The sequence below is a fragment of the Thalassolituus hydrocarboniclasticus genome, from assembly GCF_025345565.1.
Classification (GTDB): domain Bacteria; phylum Pseudomonadota; class Gammaproteobacteria; order Pseudomonadales; family Oceanobacteraceae; genus Venatoribacter; species Venatoribacter hydrocarboniclasticus.
In genome coordinates this window covers 1,656,615-1,681,460 of the sequence record NZ_CP054475.1, presented here as the reverse complement: position 1 = coordinate 1,681,460, position 24,846 = coordinate 1,656,615, and the positions used below count along the sequence as shown (strand labels likewise).

The following is a 24,846-nucleotide window of genomic DNA, read 5'->3' as shown; positions in this document are numbered from 1 at the left end:
GAGTTTTCATGTCAGCTGCACTCTGGACCATTGTTATTGCGGTCGGCCTGCTGGCCGTTCTGGCGGTTATTTTTGGTGCCGTTCTGGGTTTTGCCGCCATCCGCTTTAAAGTAGAAGGCAACCCGATTGTCGATCAGATCAACAACCTGCTGCCGCAGACCCAGTGTGGTCAGTGTGGCTATCCGGGTTGTAAGCCCTACGCCGAAGCCATTGCCGGCGGTGAAAAAATCAATAAATGCCCGCCCGGCGGCGAAGGCACGATTCAGTCGTTGGCTGATCTGCTCGGCGTAGAACCTGAGCCGCTGGACGCCGAACACGGCGCCGAAAAAGCCGTGCCCACCGTTGCCTTTATCCGTGAAGACGAGTGCATTGGCTGCACCAAGTGCATTCAGGCCTGTCCGGTCGATGCCATTCTCGGTGCCGCCAAGCAGATGCATACCGTCATCGCCGATGAATGCACCGGCTGTGACCTGTGTGTGGAGCCCTGCCCGGTTGACTGTATCGATATGATTCCGGTCAGCGTCGATAAATCCAACTGGTACTGGCAGGCCCCGACCTCAGGCGTTGAACTGATTGCCACCGACCGTCATCACCACCTGGCCGGAGACGCCGCATGACCAACCTGATTCGCCTGCACAATTTTGATGGCGGTATTCATCCGGCAGAAAACAAAGCCCAGTCCACCGCTACGCCGATACAGCAGGCCAGCCTGCCAGCCGAGCTGGTACTGCCGCTGCACCAGCATATTGGTGCCGCCGCCAAGCCACTTGTGAAAGCCGGTGACCAGGTATTAAAAGGCCAGCTGATTGCCGCCGCCGATGGTTTTGTCTCGGTGCCATTACACGCGCCAACCTCAGGCACCGTCGCAGCCGTTGAGCCACGCGCCGTGCCGCACGCTTCCGGTCTGCAGGAAGACTGCATCGTGATTATTCCCGATGGTGCCGAGCGCTGGACTGAACACCAGAGCCTGTATCAGCAACTGGGCCTTGAGCATCTGAGCGATATCAGCCCGCGCCAGCTGACCGAGCATATCCGCCAGTGCGGTATTGCCGGTATGGGTGGCGCCGGTTTCCCCACCGCGGTTAAGCTGAGCACCGGCCAGCGCGAGATTCTCACCCTGATTCTGAACGGCGCCGAGTGTGAACCTTACATCACCGCCGATGACATGCTGATGCGCGAACGCGCGGCTGAAGTCATTCAGGGCGCACAGATTCTGCTGCATATTCTTGGCGCCAAAGGCTGCATGATCGGCGTTGAAGACAACAAACCGCAAGCCATTGCCGCCCTGAACAGCGCGCTGGTTGAGCTGGGTGAAGAACACCATATCGACGTGGTGACCATTCCCACCAAATACCCGTCCGGTGGTGAAAAACAGCTGATCAAAATTTTAACCGGCGAAGAAGTTCCGGCCGGTGGCATTCCTGCCGACCTCGGTCTGGTGTGTCAGAACGTCGGCACCGCGGCCGCCATTTACCGCGCTGTTGCCTTTGGCGAACCGCTGATTTCGCGCATCACCACCTTAACCGGTGATGCGATGCAGCAGCCCGGTAACTGGGAAGTCTTAATCGGCACCCCGGTCAGCCACTTGCTGCAACTGGCCGGCTACCAGCCACAAAAGCGCGAACGCGTGATTATGGGTGGACCGATGATGGGCTTTGCCCTGCCCGGTCTGGATCTGCCGATCACCAAAACCAGCAACTGTCTGCTGGCACCGACCGAAAAAGAATTACCGCCCAACGATATCGCCATGGCCTGTATCCGCTGTGGCATGTGCGCCGATGCCTGTCCGGCCGACCTGCTGCCTCAACAGCTGTACTGGTTCAGCAAGAGTCAGGAGTTCGACAAAGCCGAACAGCACAATATTTTTGACTGCATCGAATGCGGTGCCTGCTCTTACGTGTGCCCGAGCCATATTCCGCTGGTGCAGTATTACCGTTACGCCAAAGGCGCCATTCGCGAAGAGCGTGCCGCCCAGGCCAAGGCCGAACGCGCGCGCCAGCGCTTTGAAGAGCGTCTGGCCCGTCAGGAACGCGAAGTCGCCGAGAAAGAAGCCAAGCGTAAAGCCCGTGCCGAAGCAGCGGCTAAAGCTCAGGCCGCCAAGCCTGCCGTCCCCGCAGACAGCGAAGCCGCTACAAATACAGCTGACGGCAACGCCGAACTGGAAAAACTGCAGAAGCAGTTCGATGCCGCGCAAAGCGCACTGGCGAAAACCAAAGAAAAACTCGAAGCCGCCCGTGCCGATGAAAGCATGGCCGACAAGGTGCCGTTATTTGAAAGCGCGCTGAACAAAACCCAGGACAAAATCAAAGATCTGGCCAAACAGCTTGCAGCTGCGAAAAAAGCCGCCAAAGCCGCACCGGCAGCTGCTGCGACCGACACCGATAAAGGCGATCCGAATTCACCGGAGCGCTTAAAGCGTAAATGGGAAACCGCTCAGGCACGACTGGATACCGCACTCAAGCGTCTGGCCGAAGCCAAAGAACAGGGGCTGGATACCGTTGATGCGCTGCAGACCGGTGTCGACAAACAGCAGGAACGGGTGAATGAAGCCAAAGCGGCTTACGATGCCTCTGTCGCTGATGGCGCTGCGGCCGGTGCGACTGTCGGTGGCAGTGCTGCGCCTCAGGCAACAGGCGCTCAGACTGCTGATAATAACGCCGCCGATCAGGCCGCCAATATCGAAGCGCTGAACAAGAAGATCCTTGCCCAGCAAGACCGGGTGGCAAAAATGCAGGAGCGTCTGGATATGGCTAAAGCCGAAGGGCTGGACACCGTGGATGCCCTGACACTCGGCGTACAGAAACAGCAGGATAAACTATTGCAACTGCAACAGGAGCTGGCCGCCCTTGCGCCGGCCGGCACAACATCGAACGAGGCGTCCTGACCATGGGTTTGCTGACCTTATCTTCACCCCACACCCACGGCCCGAACAGCACCAGCAAGGTGATGGCGACGGTGATTCTTGCCACCCTGCCGGGTCTGGCGGTAATTACCGCCCTGTTTGGCTGGGGCACCTTTATTAATGTGCTGCTCGCCAGTGCCACCGCGGTTGCGAGCGAAGCGGCCATTCTCAGTATCCGTAAGCGTCCGCTGGCGTTTTTCCTGAAAGACAACACCGCACTGTTAACCGGTGTGTTGATTGGTCTTGCCCTGCCGCCTTTTGCCCCCTTCTGGATTACGCTGGTTGCCACGGCTTTTGCCATCGTCTTTGCCAAGCAGCTGTACGGCGGTATGGGCAACAATCCGTTTAATCCGGCGATGGTCGGTTATGCGTTGGTACTGGTGTCGTTCCCGGTACAGATGACCACCAGCTGGGCGCTGTCAACGCAGATGTCCGGTCAGGCGACGCTGGACTTTGCCGATACCCTGCAGGTGATTTTTGCCGGTTCCGCCAGTCTGGCCGATGGTTTCAGTGGCGCTACGCCACTGGATGCTTACAAACACCTGATTGCCAAAGGCACCGCCGACAGCGTGCTGGCCGAAGCCACCTTTAACGGCTGGCTGAACGGCGGCTGGGAATGGGTCAACCTGGCATTTCTCGCCGGTGGTCTGGTGCTGATCTGGCGCCGTATTATCAGCTGGCACATTCCGCTGGCGATGCTGGTATCGCTCAGTCTGTGCTCGCTGATGCTGGGCTGGGATGAAGATATGTACACCCCGCTGTCACTGCATCTGCTCAGTGGTGCCACCATGCTCGGGGCCTTTTTTATTGCCACCGACCCGGTGTCGGCCTCTACCACACCACGCGGCAAACTGATTTACGGTGCCGGTATCGGTATTCTGCTGTATGTAATCCGCACCTGGGGTGCTTACCCGGATGCCGTGGCCTTTGCCGTGCTGCTGATGAACTTTGCTGCACCCTTTATTGATGCCTACACCCAGCCGCGGACCTATGGTCACGCCAAAGCCAAACGCGGCCTGCCGCCAAAACAACGCTGAGGAGCGGCCATGAACGATTTACTGCAATCTGTCCGTCGCAATGCCATTGGCCTCGGCCTGTTTGCCATGGTCACCGCCGGAGCCATCGCGGTGGCTCAGGTCGGCACCAAAGAGCGCATTGAGCACAATATCCGTATGGCTCAGGCCAAAGCGCTGAATGAAATTGTGCCGGCCGGCAGCTACGACAACGACCTGCTGACCGATGTCATCACCGTCGATAAACGCTTTAACCAACAGTTGCTTGGCCCCCTGCCGGACGATGCCCAGATTCATCTGGCGCGCACCAACGGCCAGGTTAACACCGTGATTTTGCCAGTGGTTGCTCCGGATGGTTACACCACCCAGATTGCTGTACTGGTTGGCGTGCATGCCGACGGCAGCATTGCCGGTGTACGGGTTATCGAACATAAAGAAACACCAGGACTGGGCGATAAAATCGACCGTAAAAAATCCGACTGGGTACTGGGCTTTAACGAGAAAAGCCTGAATAACCCGAAAGCAGAACGCTGGGCTGTAAAAAAAGACGGTGGCGATTTTGACCAGTTTACCGGCGCAACCATTACCCCGAGAGCGGTTGTTAAAGCGGTAAAACTGGCGCTGAAATTTTTTGAATTACATAAAAACGAACTGCTGGGACAACGCCTGAGCGAACCCCAGTATTCAGGCAGCGGAGAATAATGATGGCAACGAAATCCCTGCGCGATATCAGCCTCGACGGCTTATGGCATAACAACCCGGCTCTGGTGCAGTTACTGGGTCTGTGCCCGCTGCTGGCGGTAACCGGCTCAGTGGTGAACGCCCTTGGTCTGGGTCTGGCGACCATGATGGTGCTGGTAGGCTCGAATTTTTCTGTGTCCTTAATCCGCAACCACGTACCCGATGCCGTGCGTCTGCCCGCCTTTGTGATGATTATTGCCTCCTTTACCACGGTGGCCGAGCTGGTGATGCAGGCCTTTACCTACGAGTTATACGAAGTGCTGGGTATCTTTATTCCGCTGATCGTTACCAACTGCGCGATTCTTGGCCGTGCCGATGCCTTTGCCTGTAAAAACCCGATAATTCCGTCGGTGGTTGACGGTTTTACCATGGCGCTGGGCTTTACCATTGTGCTGATTATTCTCGGCGCGATGCGCGAAACTCTTGGTCAGGGCGTGATTTTCTCCGATATGCAGTTACTGTTCGGACCGGCCGCCGCCAGCTGGAAAATTGAACTGGTAAAAGACTACCCCGACTTTTTATTCGCCATTCTGCCACCCGGTGCTTTTATGGCGATGGGGCTGTTAATTGCACTGAAAAATATCATCGACGATAAGCTGAAAGAAAAAGCCGAAGCGCAGAAAGCACCGGTTGAAGCCGGCAGTAAGCGGGTGCGGGTGACTGGTAAAATCAGCTGAGGCTGAAAGCCTGCAAAGTAACGCACACCTAAAAAAACACCGCCATTGCGGTGTTTTTTTATGCTTTCTCGTTCCTTTCTCCTCCCTATGCTCTGCGTGGGAATGCAACTGTGCCCGCAAGGACTACCACGCTGAGCGTGGGAGCCAGGTGACGCCGGTGTTTTTTTCTCGTTCCTACGTTCTGCGTAGGAATGCAACTGTGCCAGCAAGGGGCTACCACGCTGAGCGTGGGAGCCAGGTGAAATGCTCTGCGCAGCAGTGTTGTTTAAAACGACATCCCCTCACACTCACCTTCCGGCCAGGAAGCCTGCTGCATAGGTAAAAATTCATCCTCACCCACTGTCCCATACAACAGATCACTGAAAAACGCGCTATGCAGCCACAGCTGCTCCTGCTGCCAGCGCAAGCCACCGGGTAAGGTAACGGCATCCTGCAACGCCAGCCACTGGCATTCGCCGTCTTCATAAACCTGCAGCTCCATGCTCCGGCCCTGAAGCCGGATATAAACCCGGGTCTGTTCGGCACTCTGTAGCTGCCAGACACCCTGAAACTGCTCGCGCAGGAGTGCCAGCGGCAGGTTACTGTTCCAGTGCCCGGCCGCATTCAGACGCCAGATAACCTCTGGTGAATTCTGCCGCTCAGAGTTGTTGCGCAACCGCCCGTTCAGCTGGCGTATAACCCGGCCGTACTGGCGCATCGTCAGCTGAAAACGGATACCGGCAGCATCAACAGCCTCTGCTGCCGCTTCGGCAACAAGCTGCAGCGCAATACGGTAATCACCCGGCGCCAGCTGATAGTCGATATGCAACCGCTGACGAACCACGGAGTGCTCACTGGCGTCAGTCTGCTCCAGCCAGACAGGAAGGGTTTCTGCAAAGGGATGGGTCGGGCGGATAATTTCGCCGGAAGGTGCCATCAGCCACAACTCGGAAGCGGTACTGCCCTGCCAGGACAATTCAATGATCACGGCGTCATTATGCCCGGCAACAGAAGAACTGACAGCGCTCGCAAGAACGCTGACACTCAACAGTAAAAACAGGCAACCAAAGCAGGCCGAACGGTAATATCGCAGGCTAATCAATCGCACAGGTCACTCCTTTGCCGGTACGAAGCACTCTTGCCGAACTTAGCCTGCCTGCGCAATGGTCGCTATTGGCTGCGATTAATTTCAACCAATATTCCTAAGCCTGCCTTAATAGCAGGCTTAATGGCCACCCAATGACGGTCTGACAGCAACGCGCCATCAGACAGCCAGAGCAAAGTCCGCCGTACTGGGCAGGCCGCACGATTCCGGTATAATGCCGCCCGCTTATTGCCACTCACGGCAACGGGCTTTGATATTCGACCGTACTTTTCACCCCTGCACCGGATTTACGTTCCGGCCAGCCGAGGACATTATGAACACTCCTGCTACAAGCCCTTACGTCGTTTGTGCGATGTATAAATTCGTCACCCTGGATAACTTCGAAGACCTGCGCCAGCCACTGCTGGATGAAATGCTGCGTCTGGATGTAAAAGGCACCCTGTTACTGGCCACCGAAGGCATTAACGGTACCGTGGCCGGTTCGCGTGAAGGCATCGACGCCCTGCTCGATTACCTGCGCCGCGATGAACGCCTGAAAGACATCGATCATAAAGAATCCTACGACGATGACATGCCGTTTTACCGCACCAAGGTAAAACTGAAAAAAGAAATCGTAACGCTTGGCGTAGAAGGCATCGACCCGAAACGCGTGGTGGGTACTTACGTAAAACCAGCCGACTGGAACGCCCTGATTTCTGATCCGGACGTGGTGCTGGTCGATACCCGTAACGACTACGAAGTGGAAATCGGTACTTTTAAGGGCGCCCTCGACCCGCGCACCAAAACCTTCCGCGAATTTCCGCAATACGTGAAAGAAAATCTCGACCCGGAGAAAAACAAAAAGGTTGCGATGTTCTGTACCGGCGGTATCCGCTGCGAAAAATCCACTGCGTATTTAAAAGAGCAGGGTTTTGAAGAGGTGTATCACCTCGAAGGCGGCATCCTGAAATATCTGGAAGAAATTCCGCAGGAAGAATCCCTGTGGGAAGGCGAATGCTTTGTGTTCGATAACCGCGTCACGGTGAATCATCAGCTGGAAAAAGGCGATTACGACCAGTGTCACGCCTGTCGCCGGCCCATTACCGAAGCCGATAAAGAACACGAGCATTATGTGCCCGGTGTCAGCTGCCACCACTGCCATGATGAATTCGACGACGCTCAGCGCGAACGTTTCCGTCAGCGTGAACTGCAGATGCAATTAGCCAAACAGCGTGGCGAAGAGCACCTCGGCAATGATCTGGCCTCCGTTATTGAAAAGCGCCGCCAGGAAAAACTGGCCTTAAAAGAACAGCAGCGTAAGCGCAGCTGAATACTCTGCACAGGGCCGCAGAATATTCTTCTGCGGCCCTGCCTGTATTTAACCGTTATTTATACCAGCGGTTGTTCCGCAACCTGTTCTTCCTGCTGCTTACCGTCACTCTCAATTACCTCAAGACGCAATGTCCGCGCAACAGCCACCATGGCTTCCAGCGCCGGAATCACTTCTTCCCAGCGGCGGGTTTTCAGGCCGCAGTCCGGGTTCACCCAGAGATTTTTCGCAGCAACAACATCAAGCGAGTCACGCAGAATAGTCAGCATCGCGTCAGTGGCCGGAATATTCGGACTGTGGATATCGTAAACCCCCGGGCCAATGCCATTGTTGTACGGCGAGCTTTTAAGGGTTGCGAGTAATTTACTGGCCGAGCGCGCGGTTTCCAGCGTAATGACATCGGCATCCATGCCCTGAATAGCCGGCAGAATATCGTCAAAGTCGGCGTAACACATATGGGTATGAATCTGGGTGGCTGCGGCCACACCGGTCACACTGAAACGGAAACTGTTCACCGCCCATTGCAAATACTGCTTATGCGCCGCTTTACGCAACGGCAGGCCCTCACGCAGCGCCGGTTCATCCACCTGAATAATACGGATACCGGCACGTTCCAGATCCTGTACTTCGTCACGCAACACCGCCGCCAGCTGATACGCCGTAGCTGACCAGGGCTGGTCATCGCGCACAAATGCCCATTTTAAAATAGTGACCGGACCGGTGAGCATGCCTTTCATGCGCTTATCGGTCTGGCTCTGGGCAAATTCACTCCAGCGCACGGTCATCGGTTGTGGACGTTCAATATCGCCATAAATAATCGGTGGTTTAACGCAACGCGAGCCATAACTCTGCACCCAGCCGTTGGCCGATACTGCAATGCCCTCCAGCTGCTCGCCGAAATATTCCACCATGTCGTTGCGTTCGGCTTCGCCGTGCACCAGAACATCCAGGCCAATCTGTTCCTGCACCCGGATGGCATGGACGATTTCGGCTTTTAAACCATCTTCATATTCCGCCAGTGTCAGCTCACCCTGTTTAAAACGACGACGTAACTGGCGGATACCACTGGTCTGCGGAAAAGAACCAATAGTGGTGGTCGGGAACAGCGGTAATTGCAGCAATTCCTGCTGTAATGCCGCGCGTTCGTTAAAAGGTAAATCGCGCTGCCAGTCGAACGCTGCGGCATCGGCGGCCCGTTGTTTTACCGCGGCTTTATGCACCGCGGTTGAGGTACGGCGCGCCTGAATGGCATCGGCCTGTGCCTGCCAGGCGGCAGAGCTGAGCACGTCACTGTTATTTAATGCATTGCGCAGCAATACACCCTCTTCCAGTTTTTGCTGAGCAAACGCCAGCCACTGGCCAACGCCATCCGGCAGCTGATGTTCACCGGCGGCGTCATAGGGTACATGCAGCAATGAACAGGAAGTGCCCAGCCATAAACGTTCGCCCAGTTGCTGCCTGGCTTCCAGCAAAGATTCACGGATCGCATTTAAATCGGAACGCCAGATATTGCGCCCATCAATAACGCCCAGCGACAGCACTTTATAAGGCCCGATACGATCAAGCGCCGGTGTCAGCTGTTCCGGTGCACTGACCAGATCCAGATGCACACCCTGCACCGGCAGATTCAGTGCCAGGCTGAGGTTGTCTTCCAGACCATTAAAATAGGTGGTCAGCAGCAGATTCAGGCCATTATTACGCAGGGTGTGATACGCCGGTTCAAACGCCTGCGCCCAGTCCGACGGTAAATCGAGCGCTAAAATCGGCTCATCCAATTGCAGCCAGTCAATGCCTTCAGCTTTTAACAGGGCGAATAATTCGGAATACAGCGGCAGTAATTTAGGCAGCAGATTCAGGCGATTACTGTTATCCAGACTTTTGCCCAGATACAGATAACTCAGAGGCCCCAGTACCACGGCTTTTACTTTCGGATACACCGCCCGCGCGGCGCGGATTTCTTCCAGCAGTAATTCCGGCTGCAGGCGGAATTCATCCTCTGCCCGGCACTCCGGCACCAGATAGTGATAGTTGGTATCGAACCACTTGGTCATTTCGCTGGCATGGCTGGTACAGCCACAAGGGGTACGGCCACGGGCCGCCAGAAACAGCTGGTTCAGCGCATCGTCGCCATGGCGCGCACGCTCCGGCAGATGGCCAAACAGATAGCTGGTATTCAGCACATGGTCATAAAGGGCAAAGTCACCGGCGGTAATAAAATCGGCACCCGCCTGCAGCTGACGTTGCCAGTTGGCCAGACGCTGGGTATGTGCAACATCCAGCAGTTCCTGCTGTGTGCTGTTACCGGCCCAGAACGATTCCAGCGCCCATTTGAGTTCGCGTTGCTGACCGACGCGCGGAAAGCCAAGAGTATGAAAAAGTGTCATCGTAATATCTCAATGATTGAATGATTTTCACATTCTGGCCAAATTCAATCATGAGATAAAACGATGATTTCTAATACAAAGTTGAATTTATTTAATAGATAAACTCATCAGTGTCTCAGTCGCGCGCGCTCAAACACTGATAGCCGTCCGGCACTTTACGCATCACCAGCAGCACCTGACCGACATGAATCCCCCATTTGCTCATGCGGGTTTCGTTAATCACCACGCCGTCGGCAACCTGAAACATCCAGTCGTCCATATCCAGGTCGATGGTATCGCCGGGCTTGCCATAACGCAGGGTATAGGCCATCTGAATGCTGTTACCGGCATGCTTCATGGTGGTCGGCTGCGGCACATCCGTGGCGCTGGCGTGATACCCGCCGCTGCCATTGGGCGTCAGCGTCCAGACGCGGGTTTCCTCAACGGCGGAGGCACCGGGTTCATCATAAAAATAAAAAACTTCATCAAGGGTGCCGGTTTCAGAACCGTTACCCTGATCTTCCCAGCTGGCAAGAATACGGGCATTAAACTGGCGGATCTGCTTGCCGGAGCGGTCACGCACCACCCCGTCGGCACAGATGGTGCCATCAAAAAAGGTGCGCGGATCAAGCAGCGGAGCACGCCCGGCGTACTCATCGACCTGCACGCCGGCACAGCCTGTTAACAGCGCACTGGCGGCCAGCAGCAGAGCGGCGGGAAACAGTCCACGAACGGCCGCAACGGAGCGAAAAGTCGGTAAATTCATAAAGCCTCCTAAAAACCTATACAAATTACTGTACAGAATTATACAAAGAAGCATTGGTAGCAATAGCTCAATTCTGTTGCGGCCAATAAAAAACCCAGTAGACTGGCGCTCAACATAGTTTGTCAAAGCGCTTTCTATCATGCCCCGCCTCGAAATCTTCGCCGAAGATCATATGCAGTACGCCTATGGCATTTACCTTTTTACCGCGAAACACCCTCTGGTCCGCAAACTGAAAAAAGTGGCTAAGCCGAGCGTCCATGGCCATAAAACCTGGTCGTCCAGCTTTCTTTTAATGGACTGGCTGAGCAGCAATCCGCTGGCGAAAAACAGCCGTGTGCTGGAGCTTGGCTGTGGCTGGGGGCCGGCGGCGGTCTATTGTGCCAGCCAGCAACAGGCCAAAGTGACCGGTCTGGATGTCGATGACAGCGTATTTCCGTATCTGGATATGGTTGCCGCCGCAAACGATGCCAAAGTGCGCCCGCTGCACGCATCCTTTAACGATATGAAAGGTCAGAATCTGGCGAAATTCGATTGTATTATCGGTGCGGATATCTGCTTCTGGGATGAAATGGTCAGCGATTTACTGCGCCTGTTTAAACGCGCCAAAAAAGCCGGCGTTAAGCAGATTATTCTGGCCGACCCGGGACGTTCAACCTTCGATGAACTCTCCAACCGTTGTGAAAAACTCTGGCCTGCGGCCTTTACCTACGAGCATTGGTTTGCCCTTGAGCCGAACCGTTTTGAAGGACGGTTGATGATTCTGGATTTCACCAAGCTTCCGGTATAAAAATCTGCTTTAAAAAAACGCCGCACTAACGAAGTTAATGCGGCGTTTTTATTTACTGCAGAATAATTACACGCCAGCGGTATTCATCAGCCAGCCAATCAGCAGCACCTGCGGCACGGTAATCAGCGGTAAAAACAGCGCGATTTTCCAGCTTCTGGTCGTGTTCTGCAGCGCCATTATTTCAGTGTAATCTGTGGCGGCTCCGGCCATCAGGAAAGTAAACGCATTACCCGGTGCCGCCGCACGGTTAAATAAATCGGCGGCAATCGGACTGGAGCCTTCAGAGCAGACTTCAATAATGGTCGTGACCAGCAGTGTCATCAGCAGCCCGGTAAAGCTGGCACCAAACCAGATGCCGAAGCTGTCTTCCGGCACAAAAGCACGCACCAGTGCAATTAACACCACACCAAAGAATACCCAGCGCAACACCATTTTGGATTCTTTAAAGCCCTGCCAGAACATTCTTAATAGTGACGGTACTGACCAGTCATTGTCTTTCCAGGTACTTTTCAGCGTTGGCATAAAAGCCACCTGCTGAAATTCGCCCTGATTCGGATTGGCCGGCAAGGTACCGCGCTCAACCAGCCGATCAAAAATCCAGCCGCTGACCCAGGCAATCAATAACGATGCCACGATAAACAGCAGCGTCCATTTAAGGCCTATCAGGCCAACCAGAATCAGAGTCAGGGTCAGCGAATTCCACGGGCTGGCAATCAGGAAAGCCATCACCTGACCAATACTGGCACCACGCTCATACAGCTTCATCGCCACCATTAAGATGCCGTGGTTACACAGGTCGAGCATTAAACCGGCCAGCGTTGCGCGGAATAACCCGCGCTTGGTACCGCCTTTGCCCAGTACCGACATCACCAGCTCACGCGGAATACGCCCCAGCAAGCCAACAAAGAACGAGGCAGTCAGAATCCCCCACCACATGGCGTTAACCATTTCATACGAGGTATGCAGCATCACGCCCAGCCAGGGCAGACTACTGTCAGGCTGATGACCCAGCAATAAAAAGCCGATATAGCCGAGCACCACAAAACTGCCGCAGCCCCATAAGATCCAGTCGATGCGGCCCTTTTCTGCCGGCGGACAGCAACCGCCTGATTCACCGCTTTCGGTACCACAGGAAGCTGCCACTGCGGATGTTTTCGTAGTGCCGCAACAGGAACTCTCCGTTGCTTTCGCTGCAGCGTCCTTTATTTCAGGAGCACAACACGAGGCAGGCTTTGCCGGTGCTGATGCTTTCGCACTGCCGCAGCACGAACTCTCAACCGCTTTCGTGTCAGTTGCTTTCGTGTCAGTTTCTTTCGTTTCAGTAGCGCAGCATGAGCCCTGCTCAGCTTGCTTTGATTCCTTCTCACTGCCGCAGCAGCCTTTGTGTTCTGTATCAGTCATGCTGAGATTCTCCCCGACTTCCACAACCTTCGCTCAGGTGCACATCGGCACCTTCAATCAAATGACAGATATGTTCACCACAGGGGACACAGTCAGGTTGCTCTGCCCACAGCTCAACCGCCCGTTCCATCCTCTCCACCAGCGCCTGCATTGCCGCCAGCTTTTCCCGTGCTTCAAGCAGCCGCGGTTCAATCAGTTGGCGTACCGTCGGACAAGGCGACTCCCCCTGCTCTGCCGCCTGCAGCATGGTCTGGATATCTTCCAGAGTGAAGCCCAGATCCCGCGCCTGCAGAATAAAGCGCAGGCGCTTGTGCTCTGCCGCCGTAAAGTGATGATAACCACTGTCATCTTTGCCCGGTTTCAGCAACCCAATCCGCACATAATGGCGGATGGTGTTGGCATTTACCTGCTCGCGCCTGGCCAGTTCAAGTACCCGCATCGTCTTCTCCTGCCTGCACACACTTCAGTATTAGCGCAGCTTAAACCTTTGAGTAACTCACAGGTCAAGGGACGTTTTCAGCCGCTTTCCGTGAATTATCACCTGCTAACCGGATGCAGGTCAGAAAACGGGCTGAAAATAGCAAGCTCAGGGCTTTTTATGCCATTCCTTCGGCTATGCTTTGGTTACTGAGAAGACAATCTTGCTCATGCACGCGACACACGCGACAACGGACCCAACTGTCAGCAAGCTGCATGATACTGTCCATACCGGCCGGACAACCAGACAGAGACCTTATGTTATCGATCCGTCAGCTGTTTCTTTATCTTTCCGCTGCCTTTATTTTCCTGCTGTTTGCCGGGCTGATTCTGGTTCGCTGGCTTTGGTTTTATCCGGAAGAAATGAGTACCGCTCTGAGCGCTCAGCAGAATGAAGTCTTCAGCCTTAATGGTGTTCTGGAATTAAAGAAAGAAAATCTGGAAACCTTTGTTACCGATTATTCCAATTGGGATGACACCTGGAATTATGTTCAGCAGCCGTATGACGAATACGTCACCACGAATTTTACCACGACCACCTTTGAGTCTCTGAAATTATCCGGCGCCCTGCTGCTCAATAATCAGCGTCAACCGGTGTTTAATCTTGAATACAATGATCAGGCTGCGATCATCACCAGTAACAGCAACCGTCTGCTGCACTGGCTGCAACAGGGAGGCATAAACCACCTGCACAATCAGCCGGAAACGCTGTTCCAGCGAATTGAAGGACAGCCCTATGTGCTTGCTATAAGTCCTGTCGTCCGCTCTGACAATTCCGGTCCTCAGCAGGGCTGGCTTATTTTTTTTCAGCTGCTGGATAACAGTGTGCTGTCAGTTTGGGAACAGATCACACGCATCCCCCTTACCCGCACCGATATACCACAGAACCCTGTTGATCTGCTCAGCAACCTGAATACTGCCCGTCCTTATCGCGACCGCTGCCTGATGTCACCCGAACAGCAGCCGGTCTACTGCTTCCGTATCCATCACCTGCAGGCGATGCCGCAATTTCTCAATCTCAGTATCATCACCACCTTCCTGCTGATCGCCCTGATTCCCGGCAGTATTTTTATCCTGATGCTGTACCTGCTGATAACTCCGATCCGTAAAGCGACCGAACTGCTGCAGCTGAACAGCCAGGACGGTATTCTGCGTCCGGTATTATTCACCACGCCGATCCGTATCCGTGAATTGCGTCAGCTACGCGATACCTATAATCAGCTGGTGTATACCGCCCGTCAGCAACAGGCGCGCCTTGAACAGTTGTCCAACACCGACCGCTTAACCAATATCCCCAACCGCCGGGCTTTCGATGAAGCACTGGAAACGACCTGGAGACGGCTTAAGCGTCATCAGCAATCTGTGGCTCTTATTCTGGTGGATATCGATTATTTTAAGCGCTTTAACGATCACTATGGCCACCAGGCCGGTGATGATGCCCTGCACCGTGTTGCTCAGGCCTTACAGAGCTGCGCCAAGCGTACCGACGAAATGGCAGCGCGTTTTGGCGGCGAGGAGTTTGCGCTGATTTTGTATATTGAAGATGCTAACAGTCTGGATGCCACCAGACATCGCATCAGAGAATGCATCCGCGAACTGAACATTCTTCACGGCTATTCGTCGGTCAGCCACCTGCTGACCATCAGTTTTGGTATTGCCTGGATCCGGGAGTCCGGACAATGGCTCGACAGAATGTCTAAAGAAGAGTGGCTGAGAGCGGCAGACGCCGCTCTCTACGAAGCCAAAGCCTCCGGGCGCAACTGCAATATGCTGCAGATGATCACCCCGGATGTTCCTTTTACAGAGTCACCTGTATGGCAGCAATCACCCGATTAGCCTTGTCTTTCGCCGCCTGAATACTTTCATCACGGGCCAGCGCCACGCCTAAACGGCGCTTACCGGATACCTCAGGCTTACCGAATAAACGCAGCTGGGTATGAATTTCAGCCAGCGCCTTATCCAGACCGGAGTACTGCATGGTGGTGGATTCACCCGCCACCAGCAGTACCGAGGATGCCGATGGGCCATGCTGCTGAATATTCGGAATCGGCAGCCCCAGAATCGCCCGCGCATGCAGGGCAAATTCGGATAAATCCTGTGAAATAAGGGTAACCAGCCCGGTATCATGCGGGCGTGGTGAAACTTCACTGAAAATCACCTCATCGCCTTTGACGAACAGCTCAACGCCAAACAGCCCCAGACCGCCCAGATCATCAGTCACCACTTTGGCAATATGCTGCGCTTTCGCCAGTGCGGCGTCCGTCATTGCCTGCGGCTGCCAGGATTCCTGATAATCACCGTCTTCCTGACGATGGCCAATAGGCTCACAGAAACTGGTCACCGTATTACCGTTGCTGTCTTTATGACGAATGGTCAGCAAGGTGATTTCAAAATCAAAATCGACAAAACCTTCAACAATCACTTTGCCCTTACCGGCGCGACCGCCTTCCTGCGCATAGGCCCAGGCGCGGGCCAGCTCACTTTGCTCACGCACAAAGCTCTGTCCTTTGCCGGAGGAACTCATGATCGGCTTCACCAGACACGGCAGACCAATGGCTTCTGCCGCTTTAAAGAAATCTTCTTCGTTATCGGCAAACTGATAACTTGAGGTCGGGACTTTAAGGGTTTCCGCCGCCAGACGACGGATGCCTTCGCGATTCATGGTCAGCTGAGTAGCACGCGCGGTCGGGATAATCCGCACACCTTCCTGCTCCAGCTCGGCCAGGGTGGCAGTGGCAATGGCTTCGATTTCAGGCACCACCAGATGCGGTTTTTCCTGTTCGATGACCGCACGCAGCGCTGCGCCATCGAGCATATTCACCACATGGCTGCGGTCAGCCACCTGCATCGCCGGCGCGTTAGCGTAGCGGTCAGCGGCAATCACTTCACAGCCCAGACGCTGCAGTTCAATTACAACTTCTTTGCCCAGCTCGCCGGCACCGCACAGCAGCACCCGGGTGGCTGTCGGAGAAAAAGGGGTTCCCAGTGTTGTCATGGTGTTGTCCATCAGAAAGAAAAGAAGTGGCCGGTCAGTCGGCCTTTACGGGGGTAAAATTCATCGCATCCTGCTCGCGCGCTGCCACTTTTTGCAGTACAGCCCTGCGCTCGTCATCGCTGTAGCGCCCCCAGCGGCTGATTTCTTCGCCGCTGCGGTAACAGCCGACACAGACATCATTTTCATCCAGCGCGCAGATACTGACGCACGGGGAGCGGACCGGAGTCGTCACAGTTCAATCTCCTGCAGTTGTTCGCGGTAGCGTTTGGCATTGTGTACGTAGTGCGCGGCACTGCCTTCCAGCATTTTGCATTGCATCTCGTTCAGCTGGCGCTTAATCACCGCAGGCGACCCAACCACCAGCGAACCATCCGGAATTTCCATGTTTTCCGGAATCAGCGCATTCGCACCAATAATGCAGTGCTTGCCGATTTTCGCGCCGTTCAGCACCACCGCATTAATACCGATCAGCGAATAATCGCCAACCGTACAACCGTGCAGCATGGCGTTATGACCCACCGTCACGCCCTTACCCAGGGTCAGCGGGATACCGGAGTCGGTATGCAGCACCGCGTTATCCTGAATATTGGAATGCTCACCAATGGTGATCAGATCGTTATCACCGCGGATCACCACACCAAACCAGATGCTGCTGTTGTCGCCCAGAACAACACTGCCGATCACTCTGGCGCCATCGGCAACAAAGACATCCTGTCCACGGGTCGGGCGACGTTCGCCCAGCTGATAAAACATAACGTTCTTCCTATACCTTGTACGGAATATCACAATCCCAGAGATGGTTCATCATCTCCGCAATCATCATGGCGGTCAGTCCCCAGATGTGAAAACCGTCGAAATCATAACTGGGAATACGGATCTGGCCGCGCTCAAAATAACGGCTGGGCGGCAACTGAAAATGACTTAACGGAACTTTAAATACCGCATCCAGTTCACCCGGATTGGCAATCAGCGGCTCTTCTGGGGGAATCAGCCCTAACACCGGCGTTACCAGATAGCCGAAGCGCGACACCACCTGATCCAGCTCCCCCAGAACCCTGACGCGGTTACGTGCCAGCGCCACTTCTTCTTCGGCTTCACGCAACGCCGTAATAATAATGTTCTGATCTTCCGGATCCCGTTTGCCACCAGGAAAGGCAACCTCTCCCTGATGCGTCGATAAATGCACCGCCCGGCGGGTTAATACCACCTGCGGCTGCTCTTCGTCAGTGAGGGCAACCAGAACGCCGGCTTCAGCCAGATCGGGCTGCTGCACTTTTCGTGGCTGATGTTGCTGCAGACGCAACTGCAGATAGTCGAAGAGCGGAGATGAATTCATAGGACCATTGTAATGTCTGGATGAAAAGCGAGCCAGCACCGCTCCGGTTCGGGTAACAAATAAGGTGCTTTTTTATATTTTTTTGTCATTAAAAAAACTGCTATTCGCAGAAAAGAATGTAATTTCCGCATCAGACTACCCCTAAGATCGTTTACTTAACACTCTGTTTTTAAACGTTTTTACTTTTAAAGCCCAATCTGAAAAACGTCTTTTTATTAAGTAATTCAGCGATTTAGAGCACATTTACCGGGGGTTCGGCAGGATTCTGTCACAGAATGTAATCCGGTAGACTAAAAATCAGGAATTGCAAATCAAAACCTGTACGGAGTGCCCATCGTGCAACTGCCGCCCTTTGATGAACTGAAACAGCTGGCTGACAGCAACCCGGAGGCATTGGAAACACTGCGCCGGCAACTGATCGAGCAAACCATTAACAGCGCCGGTGACCACGTCCGCCGCCGTCTGCGCGGCCTGCAGTTTCAGATCGATATGGAGCGCCAGCGTGCCAGCAATCCATTATCGGCCTGCCTGCGTATGTCGCGCATGATGCACGAACGTCTGCATACCCTGACTGAAAGCCTGCATACCGGCGGCAGCCACCAGAAGCAGCCTGTTCCTGCTGAAGTCGCCACCGCCGACGTCATCCCTTTTCCATTCCGGGCACAGTTCTGAGTCGGTTATAATCACATCTTTCGATGCCCGGAATTTCCTATGAAATACTGCAGCCACTGCGCCAGTGAACTGACCTATATCATCCCTGATGGCGATAACCGCCCGCGCTTTGTCTGCCCCGCCTGCCAGGCCATTTTTTACCAGAATCCACGTATCGTCGCCGGTACACTCCCCGTACATAACGGGCAGATACTGCTCTGTCGCCGCGCCATCGAACCGCGCCGGGGATTCTGGACCCTGCCTGCGGGCTTTATGGAAAACGGCGAAAGTACCGAGCAGGCCGCTTTACGTGAAACCTGGGAGGAAGCACAGGCCGTGGTCCAGCTGCAGTCCCTGTTCAGTATGATCACCGTGCCGCATATCGATCAGGTGCATATATTCTTTCTTGCCGAACTGGAAAAAGCCGAATTTGCTGCCGGTGACGAAAGTCTGGAAGTCGCGTTGTTTAATGAAGAGGATATTCCCTGGAACGAGCTGGCCTTCCCCACCGTAAGTCAGACCCTGAAACGTTATTTCGCCGATTCGTCCGCCCAACAGGCCGCTCACGTATTTGATATCGGTATATCCCAGGCACTGGCGAAAGGGCTGAAGTCATCCGGCTGATCAGCCGGGTTTACAGCACGGCCAGCTGCCAGACATCGTAAGCCGGCTCTTCATAAGGATGTGCGGCCTTCAGCGCCTGCACAGCAGCACGGATGCAGGCATCCTCACACACCATCTCAACGCGGTATTCCTCAACACTCTCCAGCTTACCGGCCTGACCGATAAAAGGATTGGCCGCCGCCGAAGGCCGGAACTGACCAGCCCCCAGCACCTGCCAGCAACATTCCTGGTATTCACCGATGTTTCCGGCTCCGGCAGCAAATACCGCCGTCTTCACCGATTCCAGTTCAGCCACCGGTACATAGAACACCAATTTGTACATTATTCTTCTTCCTCTCAATAATTTAGTCAGTTTCCGGTAATGGTCTAGGCTTGAATGTAACGTCCGTCATGCCGCCATCTACTAAGGAAAATTCATGAAGGGTAATAACCTGTCCATCCAGCACAAAGTGTACTTTGCTTTGGGCAGTATCTTTTTGCTGGTCCTCGTGGTTGTCATCAGTGTTGCAGTATCCGCTGAACGGAAAATGAGCTCAGATATGGTTCATGATCAGCTGCGTGATAAGGCATCCGGTTATCTCGATACCATGAATATGCTGATGATATCCGGCGCGATATCAAACCGCGAACTGGTTCGTACCAAGCTGTTGTCTGACAGTAATATCGTTGAAGCCAGAATGCTGCGCAGCCCGAAAATTGATGCCCTGTATGGTAAGGGGTTTGATCACGAGTACCCCCTTGATGAACTCGACCGGCGGGCACTGGCCGGTGAGGAAATCCTGATTGAAGACGACGGTAAAAATGGTCATACCCTGACCTACCTGACCCCGGTTCTGGCCCATGAGGATTACCGCGGTACGAATTGCCTTGGCTGTCATCAGGCCAAGGAAGGCGATGTTCTTGGCGCTATCCGCATCAGCTATTCACTGGAAGAACTTGATGGGCATATTTTCAGTAACATGCTGACCATGGGGCTTATTCAGGCCGCCATGTTTATTGCCGCATTGATTATTCTTTCGCTGCTGCTGCGCAAAGTGATTATTTCACCGGTACGCCGGATGCACCGCACACTGGATAAGATGGAACGCGAATCCGACCTGACGCAACTGGTAAAAGTTGACAGTGACGATGAGGTTGGCCGTACCGCGATGGCACTGAATAAAATGATTGAGCGCTTTTCCGATTCTCTGCGCCAGGTGGTGAGTTCTTCAGGAGAACTTGAAAGCGCGGCGGAAAACATCAATGTATCTTCCAGTAAATCGTTACAGGCAGCCCAGTCACAAAAAGCGGAAACCACGCAGATTCAGCGTGCCATTGAAGAACTGCATGAAAGCATTCAGCTGGTAATGGCGAATGCGGAGCAAAGCAGCCAGGCCTCAGCCGAAGCCAAGGTCGTAGCCCGCAACGGTGTCAGCAAAACCGATCAGGCATCCGCCAGTATCAGCAATATGAACACCGCCATTCAGTCAACCGCGGCAGTCATCGCCTCTCTTGATCAGCGCAGTAATAATGTCGGCGGCGTGCTGGGTGTTATTAAAGGCATTGCCGAGCAGACCAACCTGCTGGCACTGAACGCCGCTATCGAAGCTGCCCGGGCCGGGGAGTCCGGTCGCGGCTTTGCCGTGGTTGCCGATGAGGTCCGTACCCTGTCGCAGCGCACACACGAGTCGACTCAGGAAATTGAAAGCATGATCGAACAACTGCAGTCAGAGGCACGTCATGCGGTCGATTCCATGCATAACGCACAGAGCATTGCCGAAGAAGGCATGGAACGGGTAAACGAGGCAGCCAAAGCCCTGCACAGCATGACTGAGCACGTTGACCGCATGAGTAGCCTGAACGACGAAACCCTGAAGCGTATGCATATGCAGGTCGAGGTCGGCCGTAATGTGAGTCAGGGTATTGAAAGCATCAGCAGCCATTCCCTCAACACCTCACAGAGCGCCGAGCAGACCACCGATATTGCCAAGCGCCTGGTGAATATGGCCAATCACCTCAGCACTCTGGTGAAGAAATTCCGCCTCTGACCGGGCGGACTTCGCCCGGCAAGCAACAACGCCGAAACAAAAAAGCAGCCAATGGCTGCTTTTTTGTTTCTTATTGTGGAGGGCAAATACGCTCAGTGCGAACGGACAATAATCGCCGTTGAATCTTCCAGCAGAGTCAGGTTATCCAGCGCTGTCTGATTGTCATTACCGCACACTTCCTCATCGGCTTTAAAGTCACCACATACCGCAGGCCGGCGCGGATCACCAAACAGCAGACACAGATTATGCTCATCCAGCTGCACGCAGCGCTCACCGGCGGCTTTACCGCCGGGCATACCGGGAATGGGAGAAGAGATAGAGGGGGCAATGCAACAGGCACCACAACCGAGTCGGCAATCCACAAACACCTCATACAAATTGAGGCGGTTCGGCCTCAGTAACGGTAACGGGTGGCGTCCTGCAATGCTTTTTTCTGCAACAGACGCCACATGGTCAGATTAAAACGCAGAGCATACTGACGCAGTCGTGCCAGTTTAGCCGGGTCATCTTCGACATTGGCAAAGGTTTCCCAGCGCTTATTCAGTGGCCGGATACGGTAGTCGCGTCGCACCTTATCCGCTTCGGCTTCTTTAAGGCCGGGCAATTCTACGCCATCTGCCAGCTGAATTCCGACAAATTCATATTGCCCGGTGCGAAAGGTATCACGGGCATCCTGCACCGGATAAGCCAGCAGGTTCTGATCATCAGCCGCCCAGAGCGCAGAAGCGCTCATCAACAACAGACAAACAGATACCCCGGATAACCAACGGCGTAAACACAACATCAACTGATCCATCCTCTAATTATAAAGAGTATCAGTATAGACCGTTGCGGAGTGCCCGCCCGGCTCCGGCTTGCCATCCCCCAAGGGCTGGGATAGCCTTGGCGCCATTGCGAATAGCCGTCTTGCCGGCCTGGTATTTCACGTATGCCAAAATCCGGCCAAAGCAACCCGAACAACCAAGGACAATCCGATGCACAGTGCTCTGCGAGCCCCACTGCTGTCTTCTTTACTGATGTTGTGCGCAGCCCCGGCTCTTGCCGACGACAGTCGCAAGCCGACCAACTTCCGCGTTGGTGCCGGCGTCTTTCAGGCTGACATCGGTAATGCTCCTTCTTATCTGCCCAACGCTGAACAGCAGGGCTTCAGCCTGTTTGCCGAATTCCCGCAAAGCAATCATACCGCTTCACGCTTTATTCTTTACCGCCTTAATGGTGAAGATGACATTCAGCTGCAGGGCGGTGAAACCCAGCTGATGTGGGGCTGGGGACTGGCTGAACCCGGCTTGCGTATCTATAGCGGGCCGGCCTGGCACTATGAAAAAATGCTGGTACAACGTGCCGCCGGCGATCATTACCGCGTGTTTAACGGCTGGGGCTGGCAGTTTGGTATCGGCGCCCAGTTTGATGCCATCACCCTTGATCTCGCAGCCACCCTGCGTGACCCCAAAGATTACAACAGCGAAAATCTTCAGGCCGGCGCCAGCAAAGGTGACGTCTGGACCCACAACCTGCTGCTCAGTTATCGCTTTTAAGGAATTCAGAAATGACCACCCCGGTTACCGTACGCTATATGTCACGCGCCGAAATCGAACGCCTGATGTACAGCCTCAGCGCCGACAGCAGCAACGAACAGGCACAACTGTTTGAAGCCCTGGTTCGTCGCCTGCTGGAAATCATGGAGCAGGAAAACCGCTAGTGCCGGATACCTTTCCTCCCGCCGTTACACCACCCTACTCACAGCCATTTTCTGTCATTGACCAGACTGAAGACTGGCTCGCCATCCACAAACCTGCCGGCATTGGCATGCACAGCGAAGACGGCGAAGCAGGTCTGGTGGTGCTGGCCGAACAGCAGTTTGCCTGTCCGTTATGGCCGGTTCACCGCCTCGACAAAGTCACCTCCGGTATTATTCTGCTGGCCAAAAATGCCACGGCGGCCGCCCGTCTGAGTGCCCTGTTCGCTGAGCATAAAATCCAGAAATACTATCTGGCGCAGAGCGCGCAAAAACCGAAAAAGAAACAGGGCTGGGTTAAAGGTGATATGAGCAAAGGCCGTAATGGCAGCTGGCTGTTACAGCGCAGCAGCCACAACCCTGCCATTACCCGTTTTATCAGCCACTACGATGAGCAACAGCAGAAGCGGCTGTTTCTGCTCAAGCCCCTGACCGGCCGAACCCACCAGCTGCGGGTTGCCCTGAAGAGTCTCGGTGCCGCCATTGACGGCGACGACCGCTATGGCGGCGAGCCCGCCGACCGCACCTATCTGCATGCCTTTATGCTCTGCTTCCGCGATGAAGTCAGCGGTGCTGACCCGCAGGATATAGTGCTGACCTGCCTGCCACAGCATGGCGACTGGGCAACCCTGCCCGACAACTGGCTGACCCCCTGGCAACTTCTGTAGCCTTTTCCCTTCTTTGTCATAACCCCGCTGCATTATCAGCGGACAATCCGCAGCATCTGCGAACACTCCCTATACTGTGCACAGTTAAAGCGTCATCCGGACGGTTGCAATTATTATATTAGTATATTCTAATGTAGTAATATTGATATTAACCCGAGCCAATCGCATTCCATACCGATTGGTCTGACGCTGAATTCAGAGAGGAATTTTTCATGCCGACCACACAGCCTTCGTCCCGTCGTCTGCTGCGCAGCCTGAGCCTGGCTCTGCTGGCCCTGCCTGTATTCGCGGCAGCCACACAGGCCGCCGATCAGACCAGCGCTACCAACAGCCAGATTCTGCAGGCCACCACCGTGCCGGTGTACTTTGATCTGGAAGCCACACTGGAAGCCGTGCACGAAAGCACGATCTCAGCACAGACCAGCGGTGCCATCAAGGCCGTACACTACGATGTCAACGACCGCGTGGAGCAAGGCGCCCTGCTGCTGGAAATCGTTGATACCCAACAACAGGCTCAGCTGGAACAGGCACGCGCCAACCTGGCTCAGGCCAAAGCCCAGAACGAAGACGCTCAGGTACTGCTGACCCGCAACAGCCGTCTGTTCAAACAGGGCACGCTGTCACAGGGTGAGTTTGACAGCAGTAATGCCCGCGCCAAAAGCGCTGCTGCCGCAGTCAAAGCCGCCGCAGCAGCGCTGAAACAAGCCGAAGAGCAGCTGGCCTACACCCAGGTAAAAGCGCCTTACGCCGGTCTGGTTAAAACCCGTTATGTGGAAGTAGGCGAGCTGGTCAGCCCGGGACAACCGCTGATGACCGGCGTGTCACTCGAACAACTGCGTGCCGTTGCCGACGCTCCGCAACGTATCGCCAGCCAGTACCAGGAAGCCAGCCAGATTCAGGTGCGCGTGGGCGAACACAGCATCAACCCGGACAGCGTTGTGCTGTTCCCTTACGCCGATGCCACCCATCACAGCGTGCGTCTGCGCGCCAATCTGCCAGCCAACAGTCTGGATGCCAGCGGTCGCGCACTCTATCCCGGCCAGTGGAGCATCATTCGTGTACAGACCGGCGAGCGTAACGCCCTGCTGATTCCGGCCAGCGCCCTGCTGCAGCGTTCAGAGCTGACCTCCGTTTATGTGCTGGATAACGGTCAGCCGGAGCTGCGTCAGGTTCGCGCCGGCAACCGTCATAACGGCATGGTAGAAATTCTGTCCGGTCTCAGCGCCGGTGATGAAATCGTCAGCGATGCACTGGCCCAGCTGGCCGCAATCGGTTCACAGGGAGAATAAT

General features: G+C 54.7%; 27 protein-coding genes. 15 read left to right on the top strand and 12 right to left on the bottom strand.

Annotation, left to right across the window (positions count from 1 at the left end; genetic code table 11):
• Window positions 1-8: 8 nt before the first annotated feature.
• The 5 genes from rsxB to HUF19_RS07385 are packed head-to-tail and all read left to right on the top strand — an operon-like array spanning window position 9 to window position 5,333.
• Entirely contained in the window at window positions 9-617 is a 609-nt protein-coding gene (rsxB, locus tag HUF19_RS07405) for an electron transport complex subunit RsxB (RefSeq protein ID WP_230331935.1), read from the top strand.
• The gene (rsxC, locus tag HUF19_RS07400; protein ID WP_260999183.1) at window positions 614-2,884 is read left to right on the top strand and encodes an electron transport complex subunit RsxC; all 2,271 of its coding nucleotides are present in this window, start codon (window positions 614-616) and stop codon (window positions 2,882-2,884) included. Before rsxB ends, rsxC begins: the two co-directional genes overlap by 4 nt.
• Window positions 2,885-2,886: 2 nt before the next feature.
• On the top strand, window positions 2,887-3,939 hold the full coding sequence (gene rsxD / locus HUF19_RS07395) for an electron transport complex subunit RsxD (RefSeq protein WP_260999182.1): 1,053 nt from the start codon (window positions 2,887-2,889) through the stop codon (window positions 3,937-3,939).
• Window positions 3,940-3,948: 9 nt separating this feature from the next.
• Window positions 3,949-4,617, top strand: coding sequence for an electron transport complex subunit RsxG (gene rsxG / locus HUF19_RS07390; RefSeq protein WP_260999181.1), 669 nt, complete (start codon window positions 3,949-3,951; stop codon window positions 4,615-4,617).
• A 2-nt stretch (window positions 4,618-4,619) separates the two neighbouring features.
• The gene (locus HUF19_RS07385; protein ID WP_260999480.1) at window positions 4,620-5,333 is read left to right on the top strand and encodes an electron transport complex subunit E; all 714 of its coding nucleotides are present in this window, start codon (window positions 4,620-4,622) and stop codon (window positions 5,331-5,333) included.
• 265 nt (window positions 5,334-5,598) lie between these two features.
• Here the strand turns inward: HUF19_RS07385 and HUF19_RS07380 are convergent, their stop codons facing one another.
• Window positions 5,599-6,420: a hypothetical protein gene (locus HUF19_RS07380; RefSeq protein ID WP_260999180.1), complete on the bottom strand. Its 822-nt coding sequence runs from the start codon at window positions 6,418-6,420 to the stop codon at window positions 5,599-5,601.
• Between the two features lie 310 nt (window positions 6,421-6,730).
• Here HUF19_RS07380 and trhO point away from each other — a divergent pair, with 310 nt between their 5' ends.
• Window positions 6,731-7,726, top strand: coding sequence for an oxygen-dependent tRNA uridine(34) hydroxylase TrhO (gene trhO / locus HUF19_RS07375; protein ID WP_260999179.1), 996 nt, complete (start codon window positions 6,731-6,733; stop codon window positions 7,724-7,726).
• 59 nt (window positions 7,727-7,785) lie between these two features.
• Here trhO and metE read toward each other — a convergent pair whose 3' ends face one another.
• Window positions 7,786-10,110 carry a 5-methyltetrahydropteroyltriglutamate--homocysteine S-methyltransferase gene (metE, locus tag HUF19_RS07370; protein WP_260999178.1) on the bottom strand — a complete coding sequence of 775 codons (2,325 nt, stop codon included), beginning with the start codon at window positions 10,108-10,110 and terminating at the stop codon, window positions 7,786-7,788.
• A 115-nt stretch (window positions 10,111-10,225) separates the two neighbouring features.
• Complete coding sequence (locus tag HUF19_RS07365; RefSeq protein WP_260999177.1) at window positions 10,226-10,855, bottom strand: DUF3833 domain-containing protein; 630 nt, start codon at window positions 10,853-10,855, stop codon at window positions 10,226-10,228.
• A 139-nt stretch (window positions 10,856-10,994) separates the two neighbouring features.
• Here HUF19_RS07365 and HUF19_RS07360 point away from each other — a divergent pair, with 139 nt between their 5' ends.
• Entirely contained in the window at window positions 10,995-11,642 is a 648-nt protein-coding gene (locus HUF19_RS07360) for a class I SAM-dependent methyltransferase (protein WP_260999176.1), read from the top strand.
• A 66-nt stretch (window positions 11,643-11,708) separates the two neighbouring features.
• Here HUF19_RS07360 and HUF19_RS07355 read toward each other — a convergent pair whose 3' ends face one another.
• Together HUF19_RS07355 and HUF19_RS07350 are read right to left on the bottom strand one after the other, a co-directional pair.
• Window positions 11,709-12,785: a permease gene (locus tag HUF19_RS07355; protein WP_260999175.1), complete on the bottom strand. Its 1,077-nt coding sequence runs from the start codon at window positions 12,783-12,785 to the stop codon at window positions 11,709-11,711.
• Window positions 12,786-13,035: 250 nt separating this feature from the next.
• On the bottom strand, window positions 13,036-13,482 hold the full coding sequence (locus HUF19_RS07350; RefSeq protein WP_260999174.1) for a MerR family transcriptional regulator: 447 nt from the start codon (window positions 13,480-13,482) through the stop codon (window positions 13,036-13,038).
• Window positions 13,483-13,778: 296 nt separating this feature from the next.
• Here HUF19_RS07350 and HUF19_RS07345 point away from each other — a divergent pair, with 296 nt between their 5' ends.
• On the top strand, window positions 13,779-15,356 hold the full coding sequence (locus HUF19_RS07345) for a sensor domain-containing diguanylate cyclase (RefSeq protein ID WP_260999173.1): 1,578 nt from the start codon (window positions 13,779-13,781) through the stop codon (window positions 15,354-15,356).
• Here the strand turns inward: HUF19_RS07345 and purT are convergent.
• From purT to HUF19_RS07325, 4 genes are read right to left on the bottom strand one after another with little or no spacing between them, the layout of a single operon-like run.
• Window positions 15,319-16,515: a formate-dependent phosphoribosylglycinamide formyltransferase gene (gene purT / locus HUF19_RS07340; protein ID WP_260999172.1), complete on the bottom strand. Its 1,197-nt coding sequence runs from the start codon at window positions 16,513-16,515 to the stop codon at window positions 15,319-15,321. The genes HUF19_RS07345 and purT overlap by 38 nt on opposite strands.
• Window positions 16,516-16,549: 34 nt before the next feature.
• The gene (locus HUF19_RS07335; protein WP_145469012.1) at window positions 16,550-16,747 is read right to left on the bottom strand and encodes a DUF1289 domain-containing protein; all 198 of its coding nucleotides are present in this window, start codon (window positions 16,745-16,747) and stop codon (window positions 16,550-16,552) included.
• Window positions 16,744-17,268 (bottom strand): gamma carbonic anhydrase family protein, encoded by a 525-nt coding sequence (locus HUF19_RS07330; protein WP_260999171.1) that lies wholly within the window; start codon window positions 17,266-17,268, stop codon window positions 16,744-16,746. Before HUF19_RS07330 ends, HUF19_RS07335 begins: the two co-directional genes overlap by 4 nt.
• Before the next feature lie 10 nt (window positions 17,269-17,278).
• Window positions 17,279-17,851 carry a CoA pyrophosphatase gene (locus tag HUF19_RS07325; protein ID WP_260999170.1) on the bottom strand — a complete coding sequence of 191 codons (573 nt, stop codon included), beginning with the start codon at window positions 17,849-17,851 and terminating at the stop codon, window positions 17,279-17,281.
• A 336-nt stretch (window positions 17,852-18,187) separates the two neighbouring features.
• Between HUF19_RS07325 and HUF19_RS07320 the strand changes: the two genes are divergently transcribed.
• Together HUF19_RS07320 and HUF19_RS07315 are read left to right on the top strand one after the other, a co-directional pair.
• The gene (locus HUF19_RS07320) at window positions 18,188-18,523 is read left to right on the top strand and encodes a DUF3135 domain-containing protein (RefSeq protein WP_260999169.1); all 336 of its coding nucleotides are present in this window, start codon (window positions 18,188-18,190) and stop codon (window positions 18,521-18,523) included.
• A 39-nt stretch (window positions 18,524-18,562) separates the two neighbouring features.
• Window positions 18,563-19,126, top strand: a complete 564-nt coding sequence (locus HUF19_RS07315) for an NUDIX hydrolase (RefSeq protein ID WP_260999168.1) — start codon at window positions 18,563-18,565, stop codon at window positions 19,124-19,126.
• A 10-nt stretch (window positions 19,127-19,136) separates the two neighbouring features.
• Here the strand turns inward: HUF19_RS07315 and HUF19_RS07310 are convergent, their stop codons facing one another.
• Window positions 19,137-19,448 (bottom strand): YqfO family protein, encoded by a 312-nt coding sequence (locus tag HUF19_RS07310; protein ID WP_260999167.1) that lies wholly within the window; start codon window positions 19,446-19,448, stop codon window positions 19,137-19,139.
• Between the two features lie 94 nt (window positions 19,449-19,542).
• On the opposite strand from HUF19_RS07310, the gene HUF19_RS07305 reads away from it, so the two are divergent.
• Window positions 19,543-21,153, top strand: coding sequence for a methyl-accepting chemotaxis protein (locus HUF19_RS07305; protein ID WP_260999166.1), 1,611 nt, complete (start codon window positions 19,543-19,545; stop codon window positions 21,151-21,153).
• A 92-nt stretch (window positions 21,154-21,245) separates the two neighbouring features.
• Here the strand turns inward: HUF19_RS07305 and HUF19_RS07300 are convergent, their stop codons facing one another.
• A complete protein-coding gene (locus HUF19_RS07300; protein WP_260999165.1) occupies window positions 21,246-21,515 on the bottom strand; it encodes a YkgJ family cysteine cluster protein in 270 nt (89 codons plus the stop codon).
• 32 nt (window positions 21,516-21,547) lie between these two features.
• Window positions 21,548-21,937, bottom strand: coding sequence for a hypothetical protein (locus tag HUF19_RS07295; protein WP_260999164.1), 390 nt, complete (start codon window positions 21,935-21,937; stop codon window positions 21,548-21,550).
• Between the two features lie 190 nt (window positions 21,938-22,127).
• On the opposite strand from HUF19_RS07295, the gene HUF19_RS07290 reads away from it, so the two are divergent.
• From HUF19_RS07290 to HUF19_RS07275, 4 genes are all read left to right on the top strand, one after another.
• On the top strand, window positions 22,128-22,688 hold the full coding sequence (locus HUF19_RS07290; protein ID WP_260999163.1) for a hypothetical protein: 561 nt from the start codon (window positions 22,128-22,130) through the stop codon (window positions 22,686-22,688).
• An 11-nt stretch (window positions 22,689-22,699) separates the two neighbouring features.
• Window positions 22,700-22,852, top strand: a complete 153-nt coding sequence (locus tag HUF19_RS07285; protein ID WP_260999162.1) for a cell developmental protein SirA — start codon at window positions 22,700-22,702, stop codon at window positions 22,850-22,852.
• Window positions 22,852-23,556: a TIGR01621 family pseudouridine synthase gene (locus HUF19_RS07280; RefSeq protein WP_260999161.1), complete on the top strand. Its 705-nt coding sequence runs from the start codon at window positions 22,852-22,854 to the stop codon at window positions 23,554-23,556. The genes HUF19_RS07285 and HUF19_RS07280 overlap by 1 nt, the downstream gene beginning before the upstream one ends.
• A gap of 212 nt (window positions 23,557-23,768) precedes the next feature.
• Entirely contained in the window at window positions 23,769-24,845 is a 1,077-nt protein-coding gene (locus HUF19_RS07275; RefSeq protein ID WP_260999160.1) for an efflux RND transporter periplasmic adaptor subunit, read from the top strand.
• Window position 24,846 lies beyond the last annotated feature (1 nt).